This is a genomic window from Janthinobacterium sp. RA13, assembly GCF_000745325.1.
Lineage (GTDB): Bacteria > Pseudomonadota > Gammaproteobacteria > Burkholderiales > Burkholderiaceae_D > Janthinobacterium > Janthinobacterium rivuli.
In genome coordinates, this window is sequence record NZ_JQNP01000001.1 from 6,364,341 (window position 1) to 6,387,977 (window position 23,637).

The window sequence follows — 23,637 nt, forward strand, 5'->3', positions numbered from 1 at the left end:
GCCATGGCCAGCGCAGCCGGCCAGGGGCCGTACATTCTCGCCATCGACAATGGCACGCAAAGCGTGCGCGCGCTGCTGTTCGACCGCGATGGCAATCTGGCGGCGAAGGCGCAAGTGTTCCTCGAAGCGTATTACTCGGAGCACCCCGGCTGGGCCGAGCACGACGCCGATGGCTACTGGCAAGCCGTGTGCGCAGCGTGCCAGCAGCTGTGGCGCGGCACGGACATCGCCAAATCGTCGGTGGCCGGCGTGGCCGTCACCACGCAGCGCGGCACGGTGGTCAACGTGGATGAAGAGGGACAGCCCTTGCGGCCCGCGATCACCTGGCTGGACCAGCGCAGCACGCGCGACATCCCCCAGTTGGCGCCATGGTGGCGCGCGCTGTTTCGCGCCACGCGCCTCGATGGCACGATCGCGTATTTTCGCCGCGAGGCCGAGATCAACTGGATCAGCGCGCACCAGCCCGACGTCTGGCGCCGCACGCACAAATTCCTGCTGCTGTCGGGCTTTTTGAACCACCGCCTCTGCGGACGCTACGTCGACTCGACGGGCTCGCAAGTGGCGTATATTCCCTTCGACTACAAGCGCCACGCCTGGGCCGGGCGCTTCGACTGGAAGTGGCAGGCACTTGCCGTTAAACCATCGATGCTGCCCGAACTGGTGACGCCGGGCACGCGCATGGGCGCCATCACGGCATCGGCCGCCGCGGCGACGGGCATTTTGGAAGGCACGCCCCTGCTGGCGGCGGCCGCCGACAAGGCGTGCGAAGTGCTGGGCGCCGGCTGCGTCGAACCGCAGGTGGCGTGCCTGAGCTACGGCACCACGGCCACCATCAACACGACCAACCGCAAATACGTGGAAGTGACGCGCTTCATTCCGCCGTATCCGGCCGCCATGCCGGGCGCCTACAGCACGGAAGTGCAGATATTCCGCGGCTACTGGATGGTCAACTGGTTCAAGGAGCAGTTCGGCGACCGCGAACGGGCTGCTGCCGCCGAGGATGGCACGGGCTTGTCCGCCGAAGCGCTGTTCGACCGCCTGGTCGACGCCGTGCCGCCCGGCTCCATGGGCCTGATGCTGCAGCCGTACTGGAGTCCCGGCATCAAGGTGCCGGGGCCGGAAGCGAAGGGCGCCATGATCGGCTTTGGCGACGTGCACACGCGCGCGCACATTTACCGCGCCATCCTCGAGGGTCTCGCGTATGCGCTGCGCGAAGGCAAGGAGCGCATCGAGCAGCGCAGCGGCATCGCCATTACGGAGCTGCGCATCGCGGGCGGCGGTTCGCAAAGCGACGCCGCCATGCAGCTGACGGCCGACATCTTCGGCTTGCCCGCCGCGCGCGCCCACGTGTATGAAAGTTCGGGTCTGGGCGCGGCCATCGCCGCCAGCGTGGGCCTGGGCTGGCATGCGGATTTCCCTGCCGCCGTGCAGGCGATGACGCGCAAGGGCAAGGTATTTCAGCCGCATCCCGGGCACCGCAAGATCTACGAGCAGTTGTACCGGCGCGTGTACCAGAAAATGTATGCGCGGCTGCAACCGCTGTACCGCGAGATAGCCGACATCACCGGCTATCCGGAATAGCTAGTCATTAAATCGTATTGCGAATCATTCGCATCCGATATATGATGTGTTCCGCATTTCACTAAGGCAACTTATCCCGGTGACTGCAGTGCGCCGCCGGCCATGCGCAGGCGGCGTGTCCGCGCGGGCAGAGTTCCGCCGCAACGCTTCCTTCAACGCCGCCGCTTGATCGTGCACCGCTGTCCTCTGCCCCTGCATTTTTTCATTCCACAAGCATCGAGCAGCAAGCAAACCCAGGCAAGGATAGCGATGAAGAGCAGCAGCAAACATGGATTGACCCCGCTGGCCGCCGCGCTGGCGCTGGCATTGGGTGGCGCGCACGGCCACGTGTGGGCGGCGGCGATGGCCGACAAGATCGAGAAGGCCGACGCCGTGCAGATGCCCGCCATCAGCGTGTTCGGCGACGCCATCAGCGCCGGCACGGCCGGACGCTCGTACATCAACAGCGCCGACATCGAACGCCAGCAGGCCGACAATGTCGCGTCCCTGCTCGACACCTTGCCCGGCGTGGACCTGGCCGGTACGGCCCGTCCCAGCGGTCAGAGCCTCAATATATGGGGCTTCAATAAAGTGCAGGACGTGAAAGTCATCCTCGATGGCGTGCCGAAGGGCTTTGAAAAATACCGCCAGGGTTCCATCTTCATCGAGCCGGAACTGATCAAGCAGATCGAAGTGAACAAGGGCGCGCATACGAGTTTGTATGGCAATGGCGGCTTCGGCGGCGTCATCACGGTCGAGACCAAGGATGCGCAAGACTTGCTGGAAGGCGGCGAAAAGGCGGGCGCCATGCTCAAGTACTCGCGCCATTCGAACAATGCGGAAAACGACGCCACCGTGGCCGTCTACGGCCGCACGGAAGATGGCCGCTTCGATGCGATGGCCTTCACTACGCAGCGCAAGTCCGATGACCTGCGCAAACCCGATGGCAAGCCATTCCGCTTTTCCGCCATCGATGCGCCATCGAGCCTGGCCAAGCTCAATATCCGGCTGACGCCGGAGCAGCTCTTGACCCTGACGGCGATGAAGAGCGGCAGTTCGGGCTGGGGCCCGTTCGCCGCCATGGGCGAGGACGTGCCCACGCCGACCGAGGCGGAAATCAAAAAATACGGACTGGAAGAGGCGTGGCAGCGCAAGGCCGTGTACCGCGACCAGGACGACGACACCTATTCCGTGAAGTGGCAGTACGCGCCGCAGAACAATCCATGGATCAAGCTGACGGCCAGCGCCGGCTATTCGCACACGGACCAGCATGACAAGCGCCTGCCCTCCGCGTCGCTCGGTTCCTACCTGGGGTCACTGGGCAATGAGAGCTGGGCTTCGTATGTGGACCGTATCGCGGAGGTGCGCAACGAAAGCGTGTTTAGCACGGGCGCCGTGTCGCACGTGCTGCTGACGGGACTGCAATGGCACAAGAACGTGCGCGACACCTTGATGTACTACCCGTCGTCGACGGCGCTGAAGGACCCCAGCTACAACTATGGCTACTTCCAGCCCTACTATATGCCGGCCGGGCGCCAGGAAACCACGGGCCTGTATCTGCAGGATGCGATGACGTATGGCGACCTGACGCTGACGGCGGCGCTGCGCCACGACAGGGTCGTCTCCGAGGGCGTGCCGAACAAGGCGTCGCGCTACAACAGCCCGCTTCCGGCCGCCGGCCATGATTTCAGCGAGAAAGTGCATGCAGACTGGTCGCCCCGCCTGGGCCTGTTCTGGAAGGCGTCCGCCAGCATGGCGCTGTTCGGTGACTTGAGCCGCACCTGGCGCGCGCCGACCATCGACGAGATGTATTCGAATGAATATTATGTGTCGCCGCGGCTCGGTTCATCGACGCCGGGCACCAGCCGCAACCTGGCCGTCGAGCGCGTGACGGCCGTGCGCGCGGGCGTCATGCTGCACCGCCAGAACGTCTTCATGGAGAGCGACGACGTGCAGCTGCGCCTGACCGCGTACCAGAACCGCGTCAGCGACAATATCGGCCCGCGCCTGGGCATCCTGATCGAAGGCTATGTGCCGGGATCGGGCAAGGTGCCGCCGGCGCTGTCCGACTACCGCAACCTGGCAGGTTTCCGCACGCAGGGCGTGGAGGTCGAATCCTACTACAGCGCGCCGCGCCTGTTTGCCAGCGCCTCGCTGTCAAGGCAGCGCGGCACGCGCAGCGGTTCCCAGCGCGACCCGTGGGGCCAGGACGAACCCGTGTCGACGATTGCGCCGGACAAACTGATGGCGGGCCTGGGCTGGCGCTTGCCTGACCTTGGGGCCAGCATGGGCTGGCAGGGCCGCTTCGTGGCAAAGCAGGAGCGCGTGCTGCCGGTGGGCAGCGTGTACCGCCTGCCGCCGTCGAAAGGCTATGCGCTGCATACCCTGTTCGCGTCGTGGAATGGCAAACAGGGCGTGTGGCGCGGCACGGAAGTGCGGTTGACGGTGGACAACGTCTTCAACCGCAATTACATGCCGTATCTGAGCGAAGCGGTTACCGGCGTGGGGCGCAATGCGAAGCTGAGTGTGTCGCGTAAGTTTTGATTAGTTTTAAGAATGGCGGGCCGGAGACGCGGGACTGAGAAAATGCCGATGGCAGCGTTGCAGCTTCCTTGCCGTACATGCGTACTGTCTGCGTCGCTGCGCCTTGCCCTCGACATTTTTCAGGCCCGCTTGGCCCGGGGTGCCTTTTTTTGTGACTTGGGCCTACTCCGGGTCCGATGCATTTTCCGTTGAACTCCCAACTTCAAACGTCAACGTAACACCAACGCCTTGACCGTTTCCCAGGCCGCGCTGCCCGACTGCGTGACGCGCACCTGGTTGCGGCCCCCTTCCTTGGCCACGTACAGGGCGCGGTCGGCGGCGACGAACAGCGCTTCGCGGTCGTCCAGCTGGTGCGGGCGAATGGTCGCCACGCCGATGCTGACGGTGATCCACGGCGAGGTGATCGATCTCGGGTGCGGCAGTTGCAGCGCCTCGATGTGCGTGCGGATGGTTTCGGCCAGGTGCAGGGCGCCTTCGGCATCCGTGTCGGCAAACAGCAGCACGAATTCCTCGCCGCCGTAGCGGGCCGCCAGGTCGCCCGGGCGGGCGGCGTGCGAGGCGATCGCTTGCGCCACCTGCTGCAGGCAGCTGTCGCCGGCCGGGTGGCCCAGGCTGTCGTTGTACAGCTTGAAGTGGTCAACGTCGAGCACCACCAGCGACACGGCGCCGCCGCCGCGCACGGCGCGCTGCCACTCTTTTTCCAGGAAGCTGTCGAAATGCCGGCGGTTGGCGATCTGCGTCAGCGGGTCGAGGTAGGCGGCGCGCTGCAGCGCGTCTTCCGACTGCTTGTGATGCGTGATGTCGTGCAGCAGGCCGATATACAGGGGCTGGCGCAGGTACATCGGCGTGAGGGTCAGGTCCATGCTCAGCGCCTCGCCATTGCGGTGGCGGATCGCCACTTCGCGCGTGCCGTGGTTGTGCGCCTTTTCCGGATTGGCCGCGTGCATGGCGAAGTAATCGAGGTATTCCTGCGTCACCAGGGGGCTGAGCAGCTCGCCGATGAAGCGCCCGGACAGTTCATTTTCGCGGTAGCCCAGATACTGGTCGCAGGCCGGATTGGTGTACTGGATGCGGCCGTCCGCCTCGATGATCAGCAAGCCCTCGGCCATGTTGTTGACGATGGTGCGCAGGCGCTCGGCCTGTTCCTGCTGGGTTTCATTGTTGCTGCGGATTTGCAGCTGCGCGCGCACGCGGGCGCACACTTCGGCCATGCGCAGCGGCTTGCTGATGTAATCGACGGCGCCGCAGTCGAAACCGGCCACGACGTCTTCCGTTTCCGTCCTGGCGCTCATGAAGATGACGGGGATGCCCTGCGTCAGCGGGTGCTGCTTGAGGCGGCGGCACGTTTCGATGCCGTCCATGTCCGGCATCAGCACGTCGAGCAGGATCAGGTCGGGGCGGGCGCGCTGGGCGATCGCCAGCGCCCGTTCGCCGGACGTGGCGACATAGGTTTGATAGCCTTGTTCGCTCATCAGCTTGCGCAGCACCTCAAGGCTGGCTGGCGCATCGTCGACAATCAAAATGGCGGCGTCGCGCCGCTGGTAATGTTCCACACTGCCTGAACTCATTGCTTCCGGCCTTCTCGATGTACTTTGCGCTGCCAGCGTTTGCCGCACTGTCGGTGATGCTGACCGGATTTAAATCGGATACAGCGGTCAAATCATACCGCCTTGCCAATTTTTTGGGTAAAAAATCGACGTTGCGCAAGGTGGAAAGTATTATTTTTATACTATGTTTAAAAATAAATACACGCAGTTGCTGTCGTGAAGGCGGTTTTTAGGCGGAAAAGGCGCGTGCCCCCGGCGCCGGGGGCAGCTGGGACACGCCCCGCAGCTGCGGGGCGTGAAGAGGCGAGTTACATTTTTGCGGCGATCAGTTTGCCCAGGATGGCGATGCCTACACGGATGCGTTCCGGCGGCACCGTCACGAACGACAGGCGCAGGGTGTGCGTTTCCGGCGTGTTCGCGTAGAACGGCGCGCCCGGCACGAATGCCACTTTATTGGCGATGGCTTCATCGAGCAGTTTCATCGCGTCGATGTGCTTCGGCAGGGTGACCCAGATGAACATGCCGCCTTCCGGCTTGGTCCACGTGACGCCGGCCGGGAAGTGCTCTTCCAGCGCCGACAGCATGGCCTGGCACTGGTTGCCGTACAGGCTGCGGATGCTGGGGATATGGCGGTCCAGGAATCCATCCTTGATCACTTCATGCACGACCATCTGCGTCAGCTGCGAGGTGTGCAGGTCGGCCGCCTGCTTGGCCAGCTCCAGGCGGCGTACCAGCGGCATTGGCGCCACCACGTAGCCGAGGCGGATGCCTGGCGTGAGCACTTTCGAGAACGAACCCATATAGATGACGCCATCGGGATTCATGTTGATCATCTTCGGATACGGCTCGCCGCTGTAGCTCAGGGCGCCGTACGGATCATCCTCGATCAGCGGCAGGCCGTGGCGGGCGCAGGTTTCCACCAGTTCCACGCGGCGCGCCACGGACAGGCTGCGGCCCGTCGGGTTCTGGAAGTTCGGCAGCGCGTACAAGAGGCGCGCGCCATCGGCGACGGGGTTGATCGACGACGGCACCAGGCCTTCGTCATCGGTGTCGACGGAAACGAATTCGGGACGGTAGACGGAAAACGCCTGCAGGGCGCCCAGGTAGCTGGGGGTTTCCACCAATACCTTGCTGCCTTCGTCGATCAGGACCTTGCCCAGCAAGTCCAGCGCCTGTTGCGAGCCGGACGTCATCAGCACTTGCTCCGGCATGATGGTGCCGCCATTGCCCGAGAGCGAGTCGGCGATCCACTGGCGCAGCGGCAGGTAGCCATCGGTCGGGCCGTATTGCAGGGCGACCTTGCCATTGTTCGACAGGACCTTGTCGAAGGCGGTCTTCATTTCTTCCACGGGGAAGGTGGCGGGCGAGGGCAGGCCGCCGGCAAACGAGATGATCTCGGGACGCTGCGTGATCTTCAGGATTTCGCGGATGAACGAGCTTTGCAGCTGTTCCGCGCGTTCGGCAAAGCGCCATTGGATCGGATTCGGATTTTCAATTTTCATACGAGTCTCACAGAAGATGCCGAGCTGCGCCGGCTGGATTTGTTGGCCCGCTTGTGGCGGTGCTTGCGCAAGCGGCGCCGGATAGGCGTCGCCATGGTGCTGCGGTATTGTACGGCCTGCACGCCGCCGTGCCCATCCGCACGCGCAAGGGCGTTGCAAATGGGCGTCAGGGAGCGTTACTTCAGCTTGCGCCCGATCCCAACCACGGCGATCACGGCGCCGGCAAACAGCAGGCTTTCACCCGTCAGTGGCTCGTTCAGCAGCAGCGCCGCGCCCAGCAGGGTGAGGAAGGGCTGCAGCAGCTGCGTCTGTCCCACGCGCGCCACGCCGCCCAGCGCCATGCCCCGGTACCAGAAAAAGAAAGCGATAAACATGGAAAACACGGAGATGTAGGCAAAACCCAGCCAGGCCGCGCCGCTGGCCTGCGCCATCAGCGCGCGCTGCGGCCAGGCGTTCCACAGCACCACGGGCAGCACGAAAGGTACGGCCAGCAGCAGCGCCCAGGAAATCACATGCTGGCCTGGCATGGCTTGCGCCAGGCGTCCGCCTTCCGCATAGCCGAGTGCGGCCAGCAGCACGGCGGCAAAGATCAGCCAGTCGGCCAGGTGAAAACTGCCGCCGCCCTGGCGCAGCGCGAACGCCACCACCAGCGCCGTGCCGAGCAGGGCCATCAGCCAGAATCCCGGCGAGGGGCGCTCCTTGCCGCGCAGCACGGCAAACACGGCCGTGGCCAGCGGCAAAATGCCCACCAGTACGGCGCCGTGCGAAGCGGGCAGGCTGCGCATGGCGATCGACGTCAGCCACGGAAAGCCCAGTACGCAGCCCAGCGACACGAACGCCAGCGGCAGCCATTGTTCGCGCCGCGGCAGGGGCGCGCGCTGCTGCCACAGCCACAGGCCGGCCAGGCAGGCGGCCACCAGGGCGCGGCCCAGCGCGACAAAAGTGGGGTCGAGTTCGGCCACGGCCAGCCGCGTAAAGGGCAGGGTCAGGCTGAAGAGGGCGACGGCGATGAGGCCCAGCAACAGGCCTGTGCGGTCGGCGCCCAGGCGCAAGGGGTGACTGGAGGAGGTGGTGGCGTGCGATGGCATGGCTGTCCTGGTGCGGGTGTGTGAGATAAAGGCGGGCAGATGTGGATGAATGTGCCCGGTACTGCTATCCTAGGGCGCAATAGCAATACAGTACAAATACACTTCTACGCATAATTTCACATACTGTGATGGTCATATGAGCAATACACTCGCCTCTCCGTCCCTGCCCTTGCTGTCGCGCGCCTCGGGCGAAACCCTGATCGACCAGATCACGCGCTCGCTGGCGGCGCGCATCGACGACAAGCTGCTGCGCGGCGGCGCGCGCATGCCCTCGATCCGCCAGTGCGCCGCCAGCCTGAGCGTGTCGTGCGCCACGGTGGTGGCCAGCTACGACAAGCTGGTGGCGCGCGGCTACCTGGAATCGCGGCGCGGCGCCGGCTTTTTCGTGCGCGAGCGCTCGCCCCTGAACACGCCGGCGCCGCCCGCTGGCGCGCAGGACGCGGTGGCGCAGCCGATGGACGTGGTGTGGCTGATCCGTAACATGTTTCGCCAGACACCGTCCATCCCCGCGCCCGGCTCCGGCATGCTGCCCGCCGAGTGGCTCGATGGCGACCTGGTGGCGCGCGCCTTGCGCGACGTCAGCCGCCAGCCCGGCAGTTTGCTGCTCGGTTACGGCGCGCCGCAGGGTTTTTTGCCGCTGCGCCAGCAGTTGCAGCTGAAGCTGGCGGAGCTGGAAATCGCCTGCTCGCCCGAGCAGATCGTCACCACGGTGGGCGTGATGCAGGCGCTGGACCTGGTGGCGCGCGAGTTTGCCCGCCCCGGCGAGACCATTTTCGTCGACGATCCCGCGTACTGGCTGATGTTCGGCGCCTTTGCCGCCATGGGCATGAATGTCATCGGCATCCCGCGCCTCGGTGATGGCCCCGATATCGCCGTGCTGACCGAGCTGGCGGCCCTGCACCGTCCCAGGCTGTACGTGATCAACTCGGTGCTGCACAACCCCAGCTCGACGTCGCTGTCGGCGGCCAAGGCGTTCCAGGTGCTGCGTCTGGCCGAACAGCACGATTTCCTCATCGTCGAGGATGACATCTATTGCGACATGCACCCGGGTGGCGCGGTGCAGCCGGCCACGCGCCTGGCCGCGCTGGACCAGCTGCGCCGCGTGATTTACCTGGGCGGCTTTTCCAAGAGCCTGGCGGCGAACCTGCGCGTGGGCTTCATCGCCACATCAAATGAGCGGGCGCAGCGCCTGGCCGACCGCAAAATGCTGGCCACCCTGACCACCAGCGACATCGGCGAGCGCGTCGTCTATAAAATCCTCTCGCAGGGGCTGTACCGCAAGCATGCGGAACGCCTGCGCGCGCGGCTCGACAAGGTGCGCGACGGTACCTACCGCAAGGTCGAGCGGGCGGGTTTACGTTTCGAGCCGGCATCGGCCGGCATGTTCGTGTGGGCCGATGCGGGCTGCGACACGAATGTCCTGGCCGAAAAGGCGCTGGCCGAGGGGCTGGTGCTGGCGCCGGGCAGCCTGTTTTCGCCGCGCCAGCTGCCGTCGACGCGCATGCGCCTGAACCTGGCCACGGTGCAGGACGAGCGCATCTGGGCGTTTTTCGACCGCGCACTGGGCTGAAACAGCACATTTTTCGGGAGCTCTTGAAATCGCTTGTACCATCCCCAACTCCGTAGAATCCGTCCATCCACAAGACTATGAGGTAAAAATGGCTGTCTCCGAAAAGCAAACCCTGGGTTTTCAGACCGAAGTGAAGCAAATGCTGCACCTGATGATCCATTCCCTGTACTCGAACAAGGAAATCTTCCTGCGCGAATTGATCTCGAACGCGTCCGACGCGGCCGACAAATTGCGCTTTGAAGCGATCGATAACGACGCCCTGTACGGCAACGATCACGAATTGAAGATCAAGGTCAGCTTCGACAAGGATGCGCGCACCATCACCATTTCCGACAACGGTATCGGCATGACCCGTGACGAGGCGATCTCGCACCTGGGCACCATCGCCAAGTCGGGCACCAAGGAATTCTTCGGCAAGCTGTCGGGCGACCAGCAGCAGGATGCGGCCCTGATCGGCCAGTTCGGCGTGGGCTTCTATTCGGGCTTCATCGTCGCCGACAAGATCACCGTCGAAACGCGCCGCGCCGGCGCGGACGCCTCCGAAGGCGTGCGCTGGGAATCGGCCGGCGAAGGCGATTACAGCATCGAGACCATCGAAAAGACGGGCCGTGGCACGGACATCATCCTGCACCTGCGCGAAGGCGAGGACGAATTGCTGTCGAGCTGGAAGATCAAGTCCATCATCCGCAAATACTCGGACCATATCTCGCTGCCGATCGTGATGCAGAAGGAAGAGTGGGACGAAGAGAAAAAAGAAACCGTCGTCAAAGACGAATTCGAAACCGTCAACCAGGCCAGCGCCCTGTGGGCCCGCAACAAGGCCGACATCACGCCGGAACAGTACGACGAATTCTACAAGCACGTGTCGCACGACTTCCAGTCGCCGCTCACGCATACGCACAACCGCGTGGAAGGCCGCAGCGAATACACGCAGCTGCTGTACATTCCGGCCAAGGCGCCGTTCGACATGTGGGACCGCAACAAGCGCGGCGGCATCAAGCTGTACGTCAAGCGCGTCTTCATCATGGACGATGCCGAGCAGCTGATGCCAACGTATCTGCGCTTCGTGCGCGGGGTGATCGACTCGGCCGACCTGCCGCTGAACGTGTCGCGTGAAATCCTGCAGGAATCGCGCGACGTCAAGGTGATCCGCGAAGGCTCGACCAAGCGCGTGCTGGGCATGCTGGAAGAACTGGCGAACGCGGACGAGCAGGACAAGAAGGACAAGTACGCCGTCTTCTGGAAGGAATTCGGCCAGGTGCTGAAAGAAGGCATCGGCGAAGACGCGGCCAACAAGGAACGTCTGGCCAAGCTGCTGCGCTTTGCGTCGACCGCCAACGACAGCGACGAACAAATCACCTCGTTCGCCGATTACGTGGCGCGCATGAAGGAAGGCCAGGACAAGATCTATTACGTCACGGCCGACAACTACGCCGCCGCGAAAAACAGCCCGCACCTGGAAATCTTCCGCAAGAAGGGCGTTGAAGTGCTGCTGCTGACGGACCGTGTCGATGAATGGATGCTGTCGTTTATCCAGGACTTCGAAGGCAAGGAACTGGTTTCCGTCGCCAAGGGCGGCCTGGACCTGGGCGCGCTGGAAGACGAAGCGGAAAAGAAAGAACACGAAGAAACGGAAACCTCGTACGCCGACCTGGTGGGCAAGATGAAGACCGTGCTGGCCGACAAGGCCAAGGACGTGCGCGTGACGTTCCGCCTGACCGATTCGCCAGCCTGCCTGGTGGCCGATGAAAACGAATTGTCGGGCAACCTGCTGCGCATGTTGAAGGCTGCAGGCCAGAGCGCGCCGGAATCGAAGCCGATTTTGGAAATCAACCCGAACCACCCGCTGGTGACGCGTCTGAAGTATGAAGACGCGGAAGGCGGCAAGTTCGGCGACTGGGCCAACATCCTGTTCGACCAAGCCATGCTGGCCGAAGGCGGTTCGCTGGCCGACCCGGCCAGCTTCGTGAAACGCCTCAACGAATTGCTGCTCAATACGGCGAAGTAATCACCACCGCATGCCTAAAACGTAGGTCGGATTAGCGTAAGCGTAATCCGACACCGCATCTGATGCATCAAGGCCGGCCCTTTCCTCGCGAAAGGGCCGGTTTTTTTCATGCGCGATGTGCAGCGCCGCATGCGCATGCCCCCAGCCCTGGCAGCGGCGACTTCAGGCATAATTGCCCCTTGTTGAATTTAATCCGTCGATGGCCGGCATGGCCGTTGGTGCAGGAGTCTGTCATGTCAGTGAGTACCCGCGACGCCCTTTTGAAAAGCGCAGAGAACCACCTGCGTTCGAAAGGCTACGCCGCTTTCAGCTATGCCGATTTGTCGGAAGAAATCGGCATACGCAAGGCCAGTATCCACCATCATTTCCCGACCAAGGAAAACCTCGGCGTGGCCTTGATCACGCAATATATCGAGGTGTTTACCGCGAAGCTGCAAGCGATCGATGCGGCGCATGCCGATCCGGTCGAACGCCTGCGCGAGTTCGGCGGGCTGTTCCTGGCCAGCGCCAACGATCATTTGCTGCCGCTGTGCGGCGCGCTGGCGGCCGAAATGGCGGCGCTGCCCGAATCGCTGCAGGCCCTGGGCCGGCAGCTGATGGCGCAGCAGCTGGACTGGATGGAAAACAATCTCGTGCAGGCGGCGCAGCTGCATGGCTGGACCTTGCGGAAAGCGCCGAAGGATTATGCCTTCATGCTGCTCAGCGCTCTGGAAGGCGCCAGCTTTATCGGCTGGGCCCTGGGGCCTTCGACCGATCCGCTGGCCGCGTTTCATTACATGCTCGACAATCTGGCGTAGCGCAGGCCAGCCTGTTCAGGCCAACAGGGCCGGTTTGGCGATCATCAGCGCGCAGATGGTCAAAAATACGGCCAGCTTGATGCACAGCCAGATTCCCAGCCTGGCGCCCGCCTGCGCGTATCCTTGTTCCACCTTCGCTTCTACCTTCTCTTCCACCTTGTCCGCCCAGAAATGGTCGATGGCTTGCGCGCCGATAAACAGCGCGAGGGACAGGCGCATCCAGCCCATGTGCAGCCAGGCCCATTCTTGCTGGTACAGCAGGACCAGCCCGCCGAGAAGCAGTATCCAGCCTGCGACGGCGATCTGCTGATGGAGTTTATGTAATGTATCGCGGCCGGCAGGCTCGCGCATCAGATGCAGCAGGCGCGGTGTCAGCATCATCGGCCCGATGAAGGCGATGGCGGCGACGATGTGCAATATCAGCAGGAATGTATAGGTGTGCATGGCGTTCTCGTATCGGCAAGGACGGTTGTTTGCGGAACGTTTAGAATAAGTTTTACTACCCACTTCCGCTACTCGCATTCATGGCAAAAACTGCAGCGCAAGGAGAACCCCGCAAGCGGCCGTCCCAGGCCAGATCGGCTGCCACCGTCGCGGCGATGGTGGAGGCGGCTGCTCGCATTATCGAGGTGCGGGGATGGGCCGCGCTGACGACGAATCACGTTGCCGAGCTCTCTGGCGTCAGCATCGGCTCGCTGTACCAGTACTTCCCGTCGAAAGAGGCGCTGCTGGCCGAACTGGTACGCCGCGAACGCGCGCTGCTGCTGCGCGACGTGGGGCTGGCCATGGCGCTGGAGGGCGAACTGCCGTCCGCGATAGAGCAAGGTGTCATGGCCGGCCTGGCGCACCAGTTCAGGCGCCCCGCGCTTGCCCTCGCGCTGGAATCGGCGCCGTCGTCGCCATCCTTGCAGCGTGAGGACGAGGCCTTGCGGCAGGCGCTTGCCGGCCAGCTCGCGGGGCTGCTGGCGCGTCATGGCGTCGCCGATCCTGATATGGCCGCCGCTGACGTGATTGCGCTATGCCGCGGCATCATCGACGCCGCGGCGTTGCGGGGAGAAACGGATATGGCGTCGCTTGCGCGGCGCCTGGGACGCGCGGTCCACGGCTATCTGGACACGGCGGCGCCTGCCAGGGAAGCCGCCGCCAGCGCTTAGGGGAGGATGCAGCCGTCCAGGCCACAGACCTCCCCGGCCGATGCGGCCAGGTTCTCTTGGGATTGTGCATGGAGGTTCTCCAGCGCCTGGCTGAATACTTCTGGCGGCTGCGCGCCGGAAATGTGCGCTCCATTGCCAAAGACGAACAGCGGCACGCCGGACGCGATGCGCGAGGCCTGGTACTCATCGTCCTGCACCTGCTGGCGCCATTGCGGTGTCGACCACGCGCGCTGCACCGCCTCGGCAGGCACGCCCGCCTGCGCCGCGAGCAGGGCGAGAGAATCGCGGTCGAACAGCGACTTGCCGTGCGAAGTACTCTGCGCATACAGCACTTCGACGAGGCGCTGTTGCGATGCCGCGTCGCCGGCGGCCTTGACGAGCATGTGCGCGTCCATGGTGTCGCCAAACAGCATGGTATCGAAGCGGTAGTCCAGGCCTTCCGCTGCCCCATGCGACTGCACCGAATACAGCATGCCCTCGGCGGCCAGCGGATCGCGAAATTTTTTCAGCAAGGCTGCCTTGATCGGCTCCGCTGGATGGCCGGGCGCAATGCGGTAGGCGCGCAGCCTGACCTGCACGGCGTCCTTGTGCTCGAAAGCGGCAAGGGCCTTCTCGAAACGGCGCTTGGCAATCCAGCACCAGGGGCAGACGAAATCGGACCAGATGTCGACGACCAGCGTTTGTGGGATGTGTTTCATGGTTGCTCCTTGAATGGCTGCGGTATCACGCCTTGTATCAAGCCTTGTCAAATGCGTCCAGCACGTGGGTGCTGTAGACAAGGGCGGCGCCCGCATTGAGGTTGATCGCCACGCCGAGCGCTTCGGCGATTTCCTCGGTGGTGATGCCCAGCTTCTTGGCGGCGGCAGCGTGGAAGGCGATGCAGCCGTCGCAGCGCGTCGTGACGGCCACGGCCAGCGCGATCAGTTCCCGTGTTTTCGCGTCGAGATGGTTGGTCTTGTCGCCGGCACCGCCCAATGCGGCGATGCCTTTCATGGTGTCGGGCGTCAATGCATTCAGTTGCATCGCACGTGTGTTGATATCTTGCCGAGCTTGTTTCCAGTCTTCCATGATTTCCTCGCTATGCAGGCGCTTGCGCGCGGGTTGGTGGTTCGATGATTCCCGGGAGGGGAATCAGGCCTCGATTATTTCCAGGGTGGGCAGCATGCGGATGGCCTTCGAGAAATTGGCCAGGTTGACCGACGTTTTGGTGACGGCCTGGTGCAGCGCCTCGACGCGTTCGCGCGAGGCATCCGTGCGCAGCCGCACGACGTAGCTGACTTCGTCATAGCCGGGATTGACGCTCTCGTCCAGGCCGAGGAAGCCGCGCAGATCCAGCTTGCCGTCCGTTTCGATCTCCAGGCTGTGCACGGTGATGCCCATGGCCGCCGCATTGGCCGCGTAACCGACCGACAGGCAGGCGTTGAGGGCGGCCATCAGCAGCTCTTGCGGATTCGGCGCCGTGTTTTGGCCCAGCAACTCATGCGGTTCGTCCGAGGCGATCTCGAAATGGCGCGCATGTTTTTCACCACCGAGCACATAGTGGCTGACGGTGGCCACGCTGCGCGTCTGGTGTTGCCAGCGGGTCTTGACGTTGAAACGGGCTTCGCCTTTGTCTGGATGGTCTGCCACGCCCTGGGCGAATTGCTGCAATGCTGCCACGTTGATGCCGTTAAGCATGTTGGCGCCGGCCGCCGCGCCATACGCCGGATAGTCGGTATAGCCCTGGGACGGGGCGCCGCTGGCGCCGTAATAGGTCGAGCGGTCGCTGTCGGCCAGCGGCCAGTTGTTTTGCATGCGCTCCACCAGATCCGGGTTGGAGATGAACGGCATGCCGAAGGCGATCAGATCGAGGTCGCCTTTTTCCAGCTCGCTGCGCGCCAGTTCCTGCGTGAAGCCGCCCGCGCCGATCAGGGTGCCGTGGTAAGCCTGGCGGAACTGCGCGCCAAAGCCGGGCGGCACTTCCGCCGCCGTGATGGTGGGCTGGTAGTTCAGGTGCACATAGGCCAGCTGCCTCGTATCGAGCGCCTGCGCCACGCTGCTCCACACCTGCGCTTCGTCGGCATAGGCGCGCATGTCGTACAGGCGGCCGAACGGCGAGATGCGCACGCCGACCTTGCCGCTGCCGATGGCGGCCGACAGGGCGTCTACCGTTTCGAGCAAAAAGCGCTGGCGGTTGGCGATGCTGCCGCCGTATTGGTCCGTGCGCGTATTAACGGCGCTGCTGAGGAACTGGTCGAACAGGAAGCCGTTGGCCGCCATGATCTCGATCCCGTCAAAGCCAGCGTCGATAGCGACTTTTGCCGCATGCACGAAGTCGGCGGTGACCCGCGCGATCTCGTCGACGGTCAGCGCGCGTGGCACGCTGGGCAGCACCGGTCCCGCCTTGCCCGCTTCGGTCCAGGCGTAGACGGTGGTGTTTTCCGCCGCCACGTCGCTGGGGCCGACGGGCGCTGCGTTGCCCGGCTGGATCGATACGTGCGACATGCGGCCCACGTGCCACAGCTGGGCGAAGATCTTGCCGCCCTTGGCGTGCACGGCATCGGTCACCTGGCGCCAGCCCTGGCCCTGTATGTCGCTATGGATGCCCGGCGTGTACAAATAGCCGCGGCCTTCATCGGAGACGGGCAAGCCTTCGGTGACGATCAGGCCGGCCGAGGCGCGCTGCGCGTAATACAGCGCGGTGAGCGCGTCGGGATTGTTTTCCAGGGTGCGCGTGCGCGTCATCGGCGCCATGACGACGCGGTTGGCCAGGGAAATGCCGGACAGGTCATAAGGGGTGAACAGTTGATGCATGTGATGCCTCGCAAAGGATCGAATGCGCCGTGGCGCGGAAGGATAGCCGGATAAATACCGGGTTCGAAACAAGTCTACCATCTAGTAGGTAGACTAGTCAATCGATCGTAGCGTCAGCAAAATCGCTATGATGCGGCTTTGCACGGGACGATACGGATGATTGCCATGAAGAACCGCCTGATGGCGGGCCTGGGCGCGCACGCGCTGGGCTGCCTGCTGTTTATTGTGTTGAGCTGGCTGGGATTTTTCCTGTACACGCAGCTGTTCGGCAGCCTCGGCTCGCGCGGCGTGGCCGGCGGCCTGGCCTTGCTGCTCGTGTTCTATGTGTATGCGGGCACGAATTTGCTGCTGGCGCTGCTGCCGCCCGGCAGGTGGAAGCCGGTGCTGTGCGCCTTGCTGGGCGCGGCCGTGCTGGCGTATCTGCTGCCCCAGCATCCGCTGCGGGCGATTTACTTCAGTGTGCTGGCGGGCGGCTTGAGCTGGCTGGCGGTGCTGGCCAGCGCGCGTTTAAGCGGATACCTGCGCGGCTGACAGGCCGTTGACAAAAGCGGCGACGGCGACGGCGGCCGCTTCCGGCGCCGCCTGCAGCAGCATGTGCGGCGCGGCGATATCGGCCAGCTGCGCGCCGGGCGCCTGCCGCAGTATCTGCACGGCGTTCGCCGGCGGTACCAGGCGGTCGTGGCGGGCGCGCAGATACAGCACGGGCAGGCTGCCGCGCGCGAAGCTGCGCGAGGCGTCGTTTTCGCGTATTTCCAGCACGGCGCGCAGGCGCTGGCGCAGCGTTGCAGGCGGCACTTGCGCCAGCGCCGCGGCCAGTTCATCTTGCAGTTGCTGCGTCGAATACGGCGCCAGCAGCGCCTGGCGCAGCGCGAAGCCGGGCATGGCGCCAAAGGGCACAAGGCCGAGCAAGTGGCGCAGCGGCGCCAGCATCGGGCGCGGATTGCGCACGAAGGAACAGCACAGGATCAGGGCGCGCATGCCGGGCGGCGGATCGGCGCGCAACGCTGCCCCCAGCGGCCCGGAAAACGATTCGGCCAGCACGACGAAAGGACGGCCCTGCGGCAGGCGCTCGCGCACGAAGGCTTCCAGCGCCGCGTAATCGAGCGGCGCGGCCGGATAGGCGATGGCCAGGGTGTCGATGGCGCTGTGCGCGCGCAAGGCGGCGTCAAAACGGTGGAACAGGCTGGCCGTGCCATCCATGCCGGGCAGGAGGACGAGCAGTGTCGAAGCGGGAGAAGAGGTCGTCATTGCGGCCATCATAACAGCCGCGCCGCCGCACGCGCCGTCCGCCAGCCGCACGGCATGGGGGCTGGCGCCATGCTAGAATCGCCGGCGCGTCATGCGTGGCCGTAATCGCGGTCTAATCCCCGACAGACAGAATCATGCATATCATTTTTTCGAATTACCGCACCCTGGGCGGCGCCTTGCTGGCAGCGGCCTGCGTCCTTTCCCAGCCTGCCCGCGCCACGGCGGCGCCCTCTGCGCCGGCCGGGAAAAGCCTGTCGTCCTTGCTGGCCGGCGGACCCTTGCCGCGATTGAGCGAAGACCCGCAAGTGCGCGCGGCCCTGTTCGATTTCTTCGGCTACGCGCGCGGCAGCTATACGGAAGACGATGAATTGCTGCTGGCGCAGGCGCTCGAAGCGATCAGCGAAAAGCGCGACGCCACGCGCACCGTGCTGGCCGATGGCCGCCAGTTGCTCGCGTCGATGAATGACCGCAAGCAGGGCCGTGAACGGGGCGCCATGCTGCTCGACAAGCGCGGCGCCATCATCGCCTTTGGCCTCGTCAACGGCCATTGCCGCCTGGAGGGCCAGCCGCTGGCGAAAGTCTGCAATCCCGATCCGAATGCCGTGCTGACGGTGTTCCACCGCAAGGGCATGCTGGTCGGGGATGCGGCGCCTTTGCTGGCCTGGGCCCGGCAATTGCCGCCCATGCTGGCGCTGATCGCGGGCGACAAGGAAGCGGGCGCCGATGGGCAAAAGATCGCCAGCGTTGAATATGTGCTGGCGCAGCCGGCCCTGCCGGGCTGGAACCGCGCCCAGCTGCCGCCCGCGTATCCGCCGGCGCTGCTGCCGCTGCTGCTCGATAAATCGACGGTGCTGACGTCGGCCGGCGCCGGCGTGTTTGTCTATCCGCTGACCCTCAAGGGCAAGAAACAGAACAATGTGCTCGACCATGCCGAAGGCCGCCCGCCGCGCGACCTGGAAGTGGCGCTGCGCAGCTATGCCAGTTTCGACACGGTGGTCGAGCGTTACCGCCAGCTGGCCAAGGGCGCCAGGCTGCAGCGCAACGAGCGCACGGCCTACCTCGATGGCAACATGGGGCAGGGCAGCTACCGCGTCTATATCCGCAACACGGGCGCCGATGGCGTCATGATCGACGTGGCCCTGTGGCAGCGCAAGCTGGCGGCCAGCCGCTGAATTCAATCAGGGCGCGCCTCTTCGTAGCCCAGTTGCGCCAGCTGCGCGGCGATGGCGTCGTCGCGGGTTTTCTTGCCGGTGCGCAGGCGCGCATGCGTGAGCGACGCGGGCAAGCCATGCGCCAGCAAGGCGTCGATGTCGAGCATGGTTTCGGAGGCCGACAGCTGGCGCAGGGCGGGTAGGGCGGCAAGGCCTGGCAGGCTGTCGAGCGTCTTGCAGGTGTGCAGGCTAAGGCGTTCAAGCACGGGATTGGGCCCCAGCGCGATCTGCCGCAGCTTGATCTGGTCTTCCACCCATAGCGCCTGCAGCAGCGGGAAGCGGCCGATATCGCCCAGGGTTTCCAGGCCGCGCACGCGTATCACTTCCAGTTTCCGCAACAACGGCGCCTCGATGTGCGCGAGCGACTCGCGCCCGCCCAGCTGCAACAGCAGCCGGTCCAGGCGGGCCATCTCCGAGATGAAATCCAACGGCACCTTGTTCTTGATGCGGTACAGCGACAGCTCGTGCAGCGCCGGCAGGCTGGCCACGGTGTCGATGTGCTGGTGGTGGCCCTCGATGACCAGGCTGGCCAGCTGCGCGTAGTGGCGCAGCGGCGCCAGGTCGATATTGTTTTTGGCCGACTCGCCCAGGTTCAGGTATTCGAGGCCGCGCAAATTATCGAGCTGCAGGATGTCGGCCTGCGCCAGCTGGTACACGCCCAGGCTCAGGCGCTTCAGGTGGCGCAGCTCGCCCAGGGTTTCCAGATGGATGGCTTGCCAGTGGCAGTCGATGGACAGGCTGGCTACATGCGGCAGCGCGCGCAGGATGCGGGCGTCGAACACCCTCGGGTCGTAACCGTAGATGCGGATGGTCAGCGCCGTGCCGCAGGTGGCGGCCAGGGCGTCGAGGTCGGCCAGCAGCGGCTCCGGCTCGCCCAGGGTATCGAACTGCACCAGTACCTGCTGGCCGCCCGCGATGGCGGCGCGGATCGCCGCAGCGTCGATGCGCCCGGGGTTCTGGATGCGTAGCGGCTGTGTTGTTTGCGTCATGGTCATAGTCCTATCGGATAGTCGACTTTCCTGGGGGGAGGGCAGCCTTCCGGCCCCGGAAACGTCTGCTTGCCCGTGTCGTCGTAGCGCTTGCCGCACTCCACGAGCACGCGCTTGCGGAAGGTGTAGATGCTGGCCACCTTGCCGTTCGGGTGGTAGCAGATATTGTCGCCGTCGCGGTCGGTCGAAGCGTAGCTGATCATGGTCTCGCCGTTGACCGTGCGCGTGCTGTGGCCGCTGCGCGGCTCCGTGCATTTGAGCTGGCCGCTTTCGTAATAGACGTTGAGGACGGAGGTGTCGGCGGCGCGGTCGACCAGCAGTTCGTCCTTGCGCTTGCCGTTTGGGTAGTTCGAATAGCCTTCCTGGCGCTGGCCGTACTGGAAGGCGTAGTAATACTGCGGCTTGCCGTCCGGGTAGTACATGTGGTGGTACTCGCATACGTCGTCGCGCGTGCTGCCGTACTCCTTGAAGGTGCAGCGGTGGATGTCGTTGAACAGCTGGCCGTCCTCATAGTACTCGCGCAGGTGCGTGAGCAGGCGGCCCTGGTCGATGACGGCCAGGCGCTCCGGCTTGCCGTTCGGGTAGTAGCGCGCGTCCAGGCCCTGCTTCTTGCCCATGTCCCACAAGGTGTCGAGACGCAGGATCTTGCCGCTGTCGTCGAACGCCTGTTCGCGCCCATCGAGCTGGCCGCTGCGGTAGGAGGCCGTGTAGACCGCGTATTCCTTGCCGGCCGGGCCCAGATAGCGCGTGCGGCTGCCTTCGAGCACGCCGGCCTGGTAATGGTCGCGCTGGCGCAGCGCGCCTTGCGCATCCGTGTCGATCGCTTCACCCTGCTTTTTGCCTTGCACGAAAGTGACGCTTTGCGTGGCCTTGTCCTTGAGCTTGAGCTTCCACGGCCCGTCGCGCAAGCCCTCGATGAAGCTGCCGTCGCCGTCTTCCGTGATCCACGCGCCATGGCGCGCGCCGTTGACGTAGTTGCCGCGCGTCTGCAATTTGCCGCCCATGCTGCGTTCGTGCGGGCCGTTCAGCTGGCCGCCCGCGTAGGTGTCGAAGCCCGTCACTTCCTCTGCATCGGCATAGTTGACGACCGTCCAGCGGCCTTCGCGCTTGCCGGCCCGGTACATGCCGCTCTCGCTCTGCTTGGGATAGTTGAAGGACCACAGGCCTTCCTGCAGGCCGTTGACGAAATGGCCCTTTTCGCTGCCTTCGTGCATGCCGTCGCGCACCCACAGGCCCTGGCGCTTGCCCTTCACGTACTGGCCCCGCTCGACCACCGAACCGTCGTCCCAGGCCAGGCTGTAGATGACGGAAGGGCCTTCCTGGCTGCCCGTGAACTGCTTCGGCGCCGTTTCCCACGTCACTTGCCACAGGCGGTAATTGCGCAGGATGCCGGCGCCGACATCGCTGTACAGGGTGTAGCTGGCGGTGAGAAAACGCTCGCCTTTTTTCCCGAAGGTTTTCTTGTAGATGATGGCGTCCTGGCTGCCGGCCGCCACGGGTTTACCCTCATCGCTGTAGTAGCCGACGATGGTGCCCTGCGTATGGTCGATGGCGTCGAAGTCCGCATTGCCGCTCTTGCCGCGCGCGACGCTGTAGTCCATCGGCGCCAGTTTCGCCAGCGCCGCCTTGACCTGGCCCGCGTTGGGCGCGGCGCTTTGCGCCACGATGCGGTTCAACGCCGGCTGCAAGCCGTCCAGGCGCCTGTATTTGCCGGAACTGCGGTCGTAGCGGTAGGCGCGCAGTCCGTTCTTGCCGTCCTGGCGGAACAGCACCAGCATGGTTTGCACGCTTTCGTCCGAATCCTTGTCCAGCGAGGCGTAGAAGACGGAACGGATGACGGCGTTGCCGAACTGGTCGAGCAAAATGGGTTTCGAGCTGCTGCTCTTGCACTCGCAGTAATAGCCATTGACACCTTCTTTTTCCTTGAGGAAGGCGACGTCAAGCCCGCTGTCCTGCGCGGCGCTGATGGCGGGATGGGCGAGGGTCTTGCCTTCGTAGAAGGGCGCGCCGTGGGCGAGGGCGGAGCAAAGTAGCAAGGGCAGAAGCAGACGTTTCATCGTGAGGCTGGCGCCGGGGCGCCGCAATGGAAAGGCCACGATTCTGCCTGCGTTCTTACTTGCGGGCAAATGGGCGCGCGTCTATCGTGTGCGCGCCCCCGTTCAGGGCTGGTGCGCGGCGCAGAGGTCCAGCAGCAGCTGTTCGCCGTCCGGCCATGGGCCGTAGCCGGCGTCGCCGTTGATATGGCCGGCGTCGCCGATCATGGTGAAATCGCTGCCCCAGGCGGCGGCAAACGCGCGTGCCCGCGCGAAGCTGACGTAGGGATCATCGCCGCTGGCGACCACCAGGCTGGGAAACGGCAAGGCTTGCAGCGGCATCGGCGCAAAGCCCGTCGTGCCGGCGGGGTAGGAGGGCGCTTCCACATCGCTGGGGGCGACGAGGAAGGCGCCGGCGATCTTGTGCGGCGAACCGCTGGCCGCCCAGTGGGCCACCAGCGTGCAGGCCAGGCTGTGCGCCGCCAGCACGGGCGGGCGCTCGCAGGCGGCGATGGCGCGGTCGAGCTCCGCCACCCATTCGTCCTTGTCCGGCGTCTGCCATTCCCCGTGCGGCACGCGCGACCATTGCGGGTGGCGCGCTTCCCAATGGGTTTGCCAGTGCTGCGGCCCGGAATTCCACAGGCCGGCCAGGGTCAGGACCAGAGGCGACATCATTTCTCCTTTTGAAATTGAAATCAGAGCTCCGTGCGTAAGGCAAAGAGCTCGGGGAACAATACCACGTCGAGCATCTTGCGCAAATAGCTGACGCCCGCCGTGCCGCCCGTACCCGTCTTGAAGCCGATGATGCGTTCGACCGTCGTCACGTGGCGGAAGCGCCAGAAGCGGAAGGCCGTTTCCAGGTCGACCAGCTTTTCGGCCAGTTCGTACAGGGCCCAGTGTTTCGACGGGTCGCGGTAGACCTCCAGCCACGCCGCCTTGACGGAGGCGTCGGCGCTGTTCGGCAGGGTCCAGTCGGCGTTCAGGCGCTCGGGGGAGATGGGCAGGCCGCTGCGCGCCAGCAGCTTGATCGACTCGTCGTAGACGGACGGCGCGCGCAGGGCGGCGTCGAGCACCTTGTAGGTTTCCGGCGCCGTCGTATGCACGTTGAGCAGGGCCGCGTTCTTGTTCCCCAAAATGAATTCGATCTCGCGGTACTGGTAAGACTGGAAGCCGGACGAGGCGCCCAGGTAAGGGCGGATGGCCGTGTATTCGGGCGGCGTCATGGTGGCCAGCACGTCCCAGGCGTGCACCAGCTGGTCCATGATGCGCGCCACGCGGGCCAGCATTTTAAAGGCGGGCGCCAGGTCGCCGCTTTGCAGGTTGGCGCGCACGGCGTGCATTTCGTGCAGCATCAGCTTCATCCACAATTCGCTCGTCTGGTGCTGCACGATGAACAGCATTTCGTTGTGGTTCGGCGACAGCGGATGCTGGGCCGTCAGAATGCGGTCCAGCGCCAGGTAGTTGCCGTAGCTCATCGATTCGCTGAAATCCATCTGCGCGCCATGCCACTCGGTGCCTTGCTGGGCGCCGGCATGCATGGGGCAGCCGCTCGTGTTTTCCTTGTTCATATTCTTGTCGTCGCTCATGGGATGA

At 64.5% G+C, this 23,637-nt stretch carries 20 protein-coding genes and 1 pseudogene; 8 read left to right on the forward strand and 13 right to left on the reverse strand.

Annotated elements, in window-relative coordinates:
• Positions 1–3 precede the first annotated feature (3 nt).
• Together FG13_RS28300 and FG13_RS28305 are read left to right on the forward strand one after the other, a co-directional pair.
• Positions 4–1,581 carry an FGGY-family carbohydrate kinase gene (locus FG13_RS28300; protein ID WP_035826543.1) on the forward strand — a complete coding sequence of 526 codons (1,578 nt, stop codon included), beginning with the start codon at positions 4–6 and terminating at the stop codon, positions 1,579–1,581.
• A gap of 249 nt (positions 1,582–1,830) precedes the next feature.
• Complete coding sequence (locus FG13_RS28305; RefSeq protein ID WP_051959519.1) at positions 1,831–4,104, forward strand: TonB-dependent hemoglobin/transferrin/lactoferrin family receptor; 2,274 nt, start codon at positions 1,831–1,833, stop codon at positions 4,102–4,104.
• Between the two features lie 209 nt (positions 4,105–4,313).
• Here FG13_RS28305 and FG13_RS28310 read toward each other — a convergent pair whose 3' ends face one another.
• The 3 genes from FG13_RS28310 to FG13_RS28320 form a co-directional block, all read right to left on the reverse strand.
• Positions 4,314–5,672 carry a diguanylate cyclase domain-containing protein gene (locus FG13_RS28310; RefSeq protein WP_035826545.1) on the reverse strand — a complete coding sequence of 453 codons (1,359 nt, stop codon included), beginning with the start codon at positions 5,670–5,672 and terminating at the stop codon, positions 4,314–4,316.
• Between the two features lie 287 nt (positions 5,673–5,959).
• Positions 5,960–7,153 (reverse strand): aminotransferase-like domain-containing protein, encoded by a 1,194-nt coding sequence (locus tag FG13_RS28315; RefSeq protein ID WP_035826548.1) that lies wholly within the window; start codon positions 7,151–7,153, stop codon positions 5,960–5,962.
• Between the two features lie 176 nt (positions 7,154–7,329).
• Positions 7,330–8,241 carry a DMT family transporter gene (locus FG13_RS28320; protein WP_035826550.1) on the reverse strand — a complete coding sequence of 304 codons (912 nt, stop codon included), beginning with the start codon at positions 8,239–8,241 and terminating at the stop codon, positions 7,330–7,332.
• Between the two features lie 136 nt (positions 8,242–8,377).
• Here FG13_RS28320 and FG13_RS28325 point away from each other — a divergent pair, with 136 nt between their 5' ends.
• The 3 genes from FG13_RS28325 (at position 8,378) to FG13_RS28335 (ending at position 12,616) form a co-directional block, all read left to right on the forward strand.
• On the forward strand, positions 8,378–9,811 hold the full coding sequence (locus FG13_RS28325) for an aminotransferase-like domain-containing protein (protein ID WP_035826552.1): 1,434 nt from the start codon (positions 8,378–8,380) through the stop codon (positions 9,809–9,811).
• An 88-nt stretch (positions 9,812–9,899) separates the two neighbouring features.
• On the forward strand, positions 9,900–11,819 hold the full coding sequence (gene htpG, locus FG13_RS28330) for a molecular chaperone HtpG (protein ID WP_035826554.1): 1,920 nt from the start codon (positions 9,900–9,902) through the stop codon (positions 11,817–11,819).
• A 233-nt stretch (positions 11,820–12,052) separates the two neighbouring features.
• Positions 12,053–12,616 (forward strand): TetR/AcrR family transcriptional regulator, encoded by a 564-nt coding sequence (locus FG13_RS28335; protein WP_035826556.1) that lies wholly within the window; start codon positions 12,053–12,055, stop codon positions 12,614–12,616.
• Between the two features lie 15 nt (positions 12,617–12,631).
• Here FG13_RS28335 and FG13_RS28340 read toward each other — a convergent pair whose 3' ends face one another.
• Complete coding sequence (locus tag FG13_RS28340; RefSeq protein WP_035826557.1) at positions 12,632–13,060, reverse strand: hypothetical protein; 429 nt, start codon at positions 13,058–13,060, stop codon at positions 12,632–12,634.
• Between the two features lie 80 nt (positions 13,061–13,140).
• Between FG13_RS28340 and FG13_RS28345 the strand changes: the two genes are divergently transcribed.
• Positions 13,141–13,770 carry a TetR/AcrR family transcriptional regulator gene (locus FG13_RS28345; protein WP_035826559.1) on the forward strand — a complete coding sequence of 210 codons (630 nt, stop codon included), beginning with the start codon at positions 13,141–13,143 and terminating at the stop codon, positions 13,768–13,770.
• Here FG13_RS28345 and FG13_RS28350 read toward each other — a convergent pair.
• From FG13_RS28350 to FG13_RS28360, 4 genes and pseudogenes are all read right to left on the reverse strand, one after another.
• Complete coding sequence (locus FG13_RS28350) at positions 13,767–14,468, reverse strand: DsbA family oxidoreductase (RefSeq protein WP_035826561.1); 702 nt, start codon at positions 14,466–14,468, stop codon at positions 13,767–13,769. The genes FG13_RS28345 and FG13_RS28350 overlap by 4 nt on opposite strands.
• A gap of 37 nt (positions 14,469–14,505) precedes the next feature.
• Complete coding sequence (locus FG13_RS28355) at positions 14,506–14,838, reverse strand: carboxymuconolactone decarboxylase family protein (RefSeq protein ID WP_035826564.1); 333 nt, start codon at positions 14,836–14,838, stop codon at positions 14,506–14,508.
• A 63-nt stretch (positions 14,839–14,901) separates the two neighbouring features.
• Entirely contained in the window at positions 14,902–15,447 is a 546-nt protein-coding gene (locus tag FG13_RS31140; protein ID WP_268747033.1) for an OsmC family protein, read from the reverse strand.
• A gap of 21 nt (positions 15,448–15,468) precedes the next feature.
• Positions 15,469–16,563 (reverse strand): annotated as a pseudogene (locus FG13_RS28360) (alkene reductase); the annotation flags it as partial.
• Positions 16,564–16,728: 165 nt separating this feature from the next.
• Between FG13_RS28360 and FG13_RS28365 the strand changes: the two are divergent.
• Positions 16,729–17,094 carry a hypothetical protein gene (locus FG13_RS28365; RefSeq protein ID WP_035828967.1) on the forward strand — a complete coding sequence of 122 codons (366 nt, stop codon included), beginning with the start codon at positions 16,729–16,731 and terminating at the stop codon, positions 17,092–17,094.
• Here FG13_RS28365 and FG13_RS28370 read toward each other — a convergent pair.
• Positions 17,071–17,811 (reverse strand): alpha/beta fold hydrolase, encoded by a 741-nt coding sequence (locus FG13_RS28370; protein WP_035828969.1) that lies wholly within the window; start codon positions 17,809–17,811, stop codon positions 17,071–17,073. The two genes, FG13_RS28365 and FG13_RS28370, sit on opposite strands and share 24 nt — an antisense overlap.
• 134 nt (positions 17,812–17,945) lie before the next feature.
• Here FG13_RS28370 and FG13_RS28375 point away from each other — a divergent pair, with 134 nt between their 5' ends.
• Positions 17,946–18,983, forward strand: a complete 1,038-nt coding sequence (locus FG13_RS28375) for a hypothetical protein (RefSeq protein WP_051959521.1) — start codon at positions 17,946–17,948, stop codon at positions 18,981–18,983.
• 2 nt (positions 18,984–18,985) lie between these two features.
• Here FG13_RS28375 and FG13_RS28380 read toward each other — a convergent pair whose 3' ends face one another.
• The 4 genes from FG13_RS28380 to kynA form a co-directional block, all read right to left on the reverse strand.
• On the reverse strand, positions 18,986–20,011 hold the full coding sequence (locus FG13_RS28380) for a hypothetical protein (RefSeq protein ID WP_035826566.1): 1,026 nt from the start codon (positions 20,009–20,011) through the stop codon (positions 18,986–18,988).
• Positions 20,012–20,013: 2 nt separating this feature from the next.
• On the reverse strand, positions 20,014–22,068 hold the full coding sequence (locus FG13_RS29225; protein ID WP_152598884.1) for a toxin-antitoxin system YwqK family antitoxin: 2,055 nt from the start codon (positions 22,066–22,068) through the stop codon (positions 20,014–20,016).
• A gap of 102 nt (positions 22,069–22,170) precedes the next feature.
• The gene (locus FG13_RS28390) at positions 22,171–22,719 is read right to left on the reverse strand and encodes an RBBP9/YdeN family alpha/beta hydrolase (protein WP_442905214.1); all 549 of its coding nucleotides are present in this window, start codon (positions 22,717–22,719) and stop codon (positions 22,171–22,173) included.
• A 20-nt stretch (positions 22,720–22,739) separates the two neighbouring features.
• The gene (gene kynA / locus FG13_RS28395) at positions 22,740–23,630 is read right to left on the reverse strand and encodes a tryptophan 2,3-dioxygenase (RefSeq protein ID WP_035826570.1); all 891 of its coding nucleotides are present in this window, start codon (positions 23,628–23,630) and stop codon (positions 22,740–22,742) included.
• Between the last annotated feature and the right edge of the window lie 7 nt (positions 23,631–23,637).

What these genes read in the sequence shown, in the direction of transcription:
- FG13_RS28380 (WP_035826566.1), bottom strand. Translation starts at nt 20,011, where the DNA reads ATGACGCAAACAACACAGCCGCTACGCATCCAGAACCCCGGGCGCATC.
- FG13_RS28335 (WP_035826556.1), top strand. Translation starts at nt 12,053, where the DNA reads ATGTCAGTGAGTACCCGCGACGCCCTTTTGAAAAGCGCAGAGAACCAC.
- FG13_RS28365 (WP_035828967.1), top strand. Translation starts at nt 16,729, where the DNA reads ATGAAGAACCGCCTGATGGCGGGCCTGGGCGCGCACGCGCTGGGCTGC.
- FG13_RS28325 (WP_035826552.1), top strand. Translation starts at nt 8,378, where the DNA reads ATGAGCAATACACTCGCCTCTCCGTCCCTGCCCTTGCTGTCGCGCGCC.
- FG13_RS28370 (WP_035828969.1), bottom strand. Translation starts at nt 17,811, where the DNA reads ATGACGACCTCTTCTCCCGCTTCGACACTGCTCGTCCTCCTGCCCGGC.
- FG13_RS28340 (WP_035826557.1), bottom strand. Translation starts at nt 13,060, where the DNA reads ATGCACACCTATACATTCCTGCTGATATTGCACATCGTCGCCGCCATC.
- FG13_RS28390 (WP_442905214.1), bottom strand. Translation starts at nt 22,719, where the DNA reads ATGATGTCGCCTCTGGTCCTGACCCTGGCCGGCCTGTGGAATTCCGGG.
- FG13_RS28305 (WP_051959519.1), top strand. Translation starts at nt 1,831, where the DNA reads ATGAAGAGCAGCAGCAAACATGGATTGACCCCGCTGGCCGCCGCGCTG.
- FG13_RS28350 (WP_035826561.1), bottom strand. Translation starts at nt 14,468, where the DNA reads ATGAAACACATCCCACAAACGCTGGTCGTCGACATCTGGTCCGATTTC.
- htpG (WP_035826554.1), top strand. Translation starts at nt 9,900, where the DNA reads ATGGCTGTCTCCGAAAAGCAAACCCTGGGTTTTCAGACCGAAGTGAAG.
- kynA (WP_035826570.1), bottom strand. Translation starts at nt 23,630, where the DNA reads ATGAGCGACGACAAGAATATGAACAAGGAAAACACGAGCGGCTGCCCC.
- FG13_RS28375 (WP_051959521.1), top strand. Translation starts at nt 17,946, where the DNA reads ATGCATATCATTTTTTCGAATTACCGCACCCTGGGCGGCGCCTTGCTG.
- FG13_RS29225 (WP_152598884.1), bottom strand. Translation starts at nt 22,068, where the DNA reads ATGAAACGTCTGCTTCTGCCCTTGCTACTTTGCTCCGCCCTCGCCCAC.
- FG13_RS28310 (WP_035826545.1), bottom strand. Translation starts at nt 5,672, where the DNA reads ATGAGTTCAGGCAGTGTGGAACATTACCAGCGGCGCGACGCCGCCATT.
- FG13_RS28315 (WP_035826548.1), bottom strand. Translation starts at nt 7,153, where the DNA reads ATGAAAATTGAAAATCCGAATCCGATCCAATGGCGCTTTGCCGAACGC.
- FG13_RS28300 (WP_035826543.1), top strand. Translation starts at nt 4, where the DNA reads ATGGCCAGCGCAGCCGGCCAGGGGCCGTACATTCTCGCCATCGACAAT.
- FG13_RS28345 (WP_035826559.1), top strand. Translation starts at nt 13,141, where the DNA reads ATGGCAAAAACTGCAGCGCAAGGAGAACCCCGCAAGCGGCCGTCCCAG.
- FG13_RS28320 (WP_035826550.1), bottom strand. Translation starts at nt 8,241, where the DNA reads ATGCCATCGCACGCCACCACCTCCTCCAGTCACCCCTTGCGCCTGGGC.
- FG13_RS31140 (WP_268747033.1), bottom strand. Translation starts at nt 15,447, where the DNA reads ATGCTTAACGGCATCAACGTGGCAGCATTGCAGCAATTCGCCCAGGGC.
- FG13_RS28355 (WP_035826564.1), bottom strand. Translation starts at nt 14,838, where the DNA reads ATGGAAGACTGGAAACAAGCTCGGCAAGATATCAACACACGTGCGATG.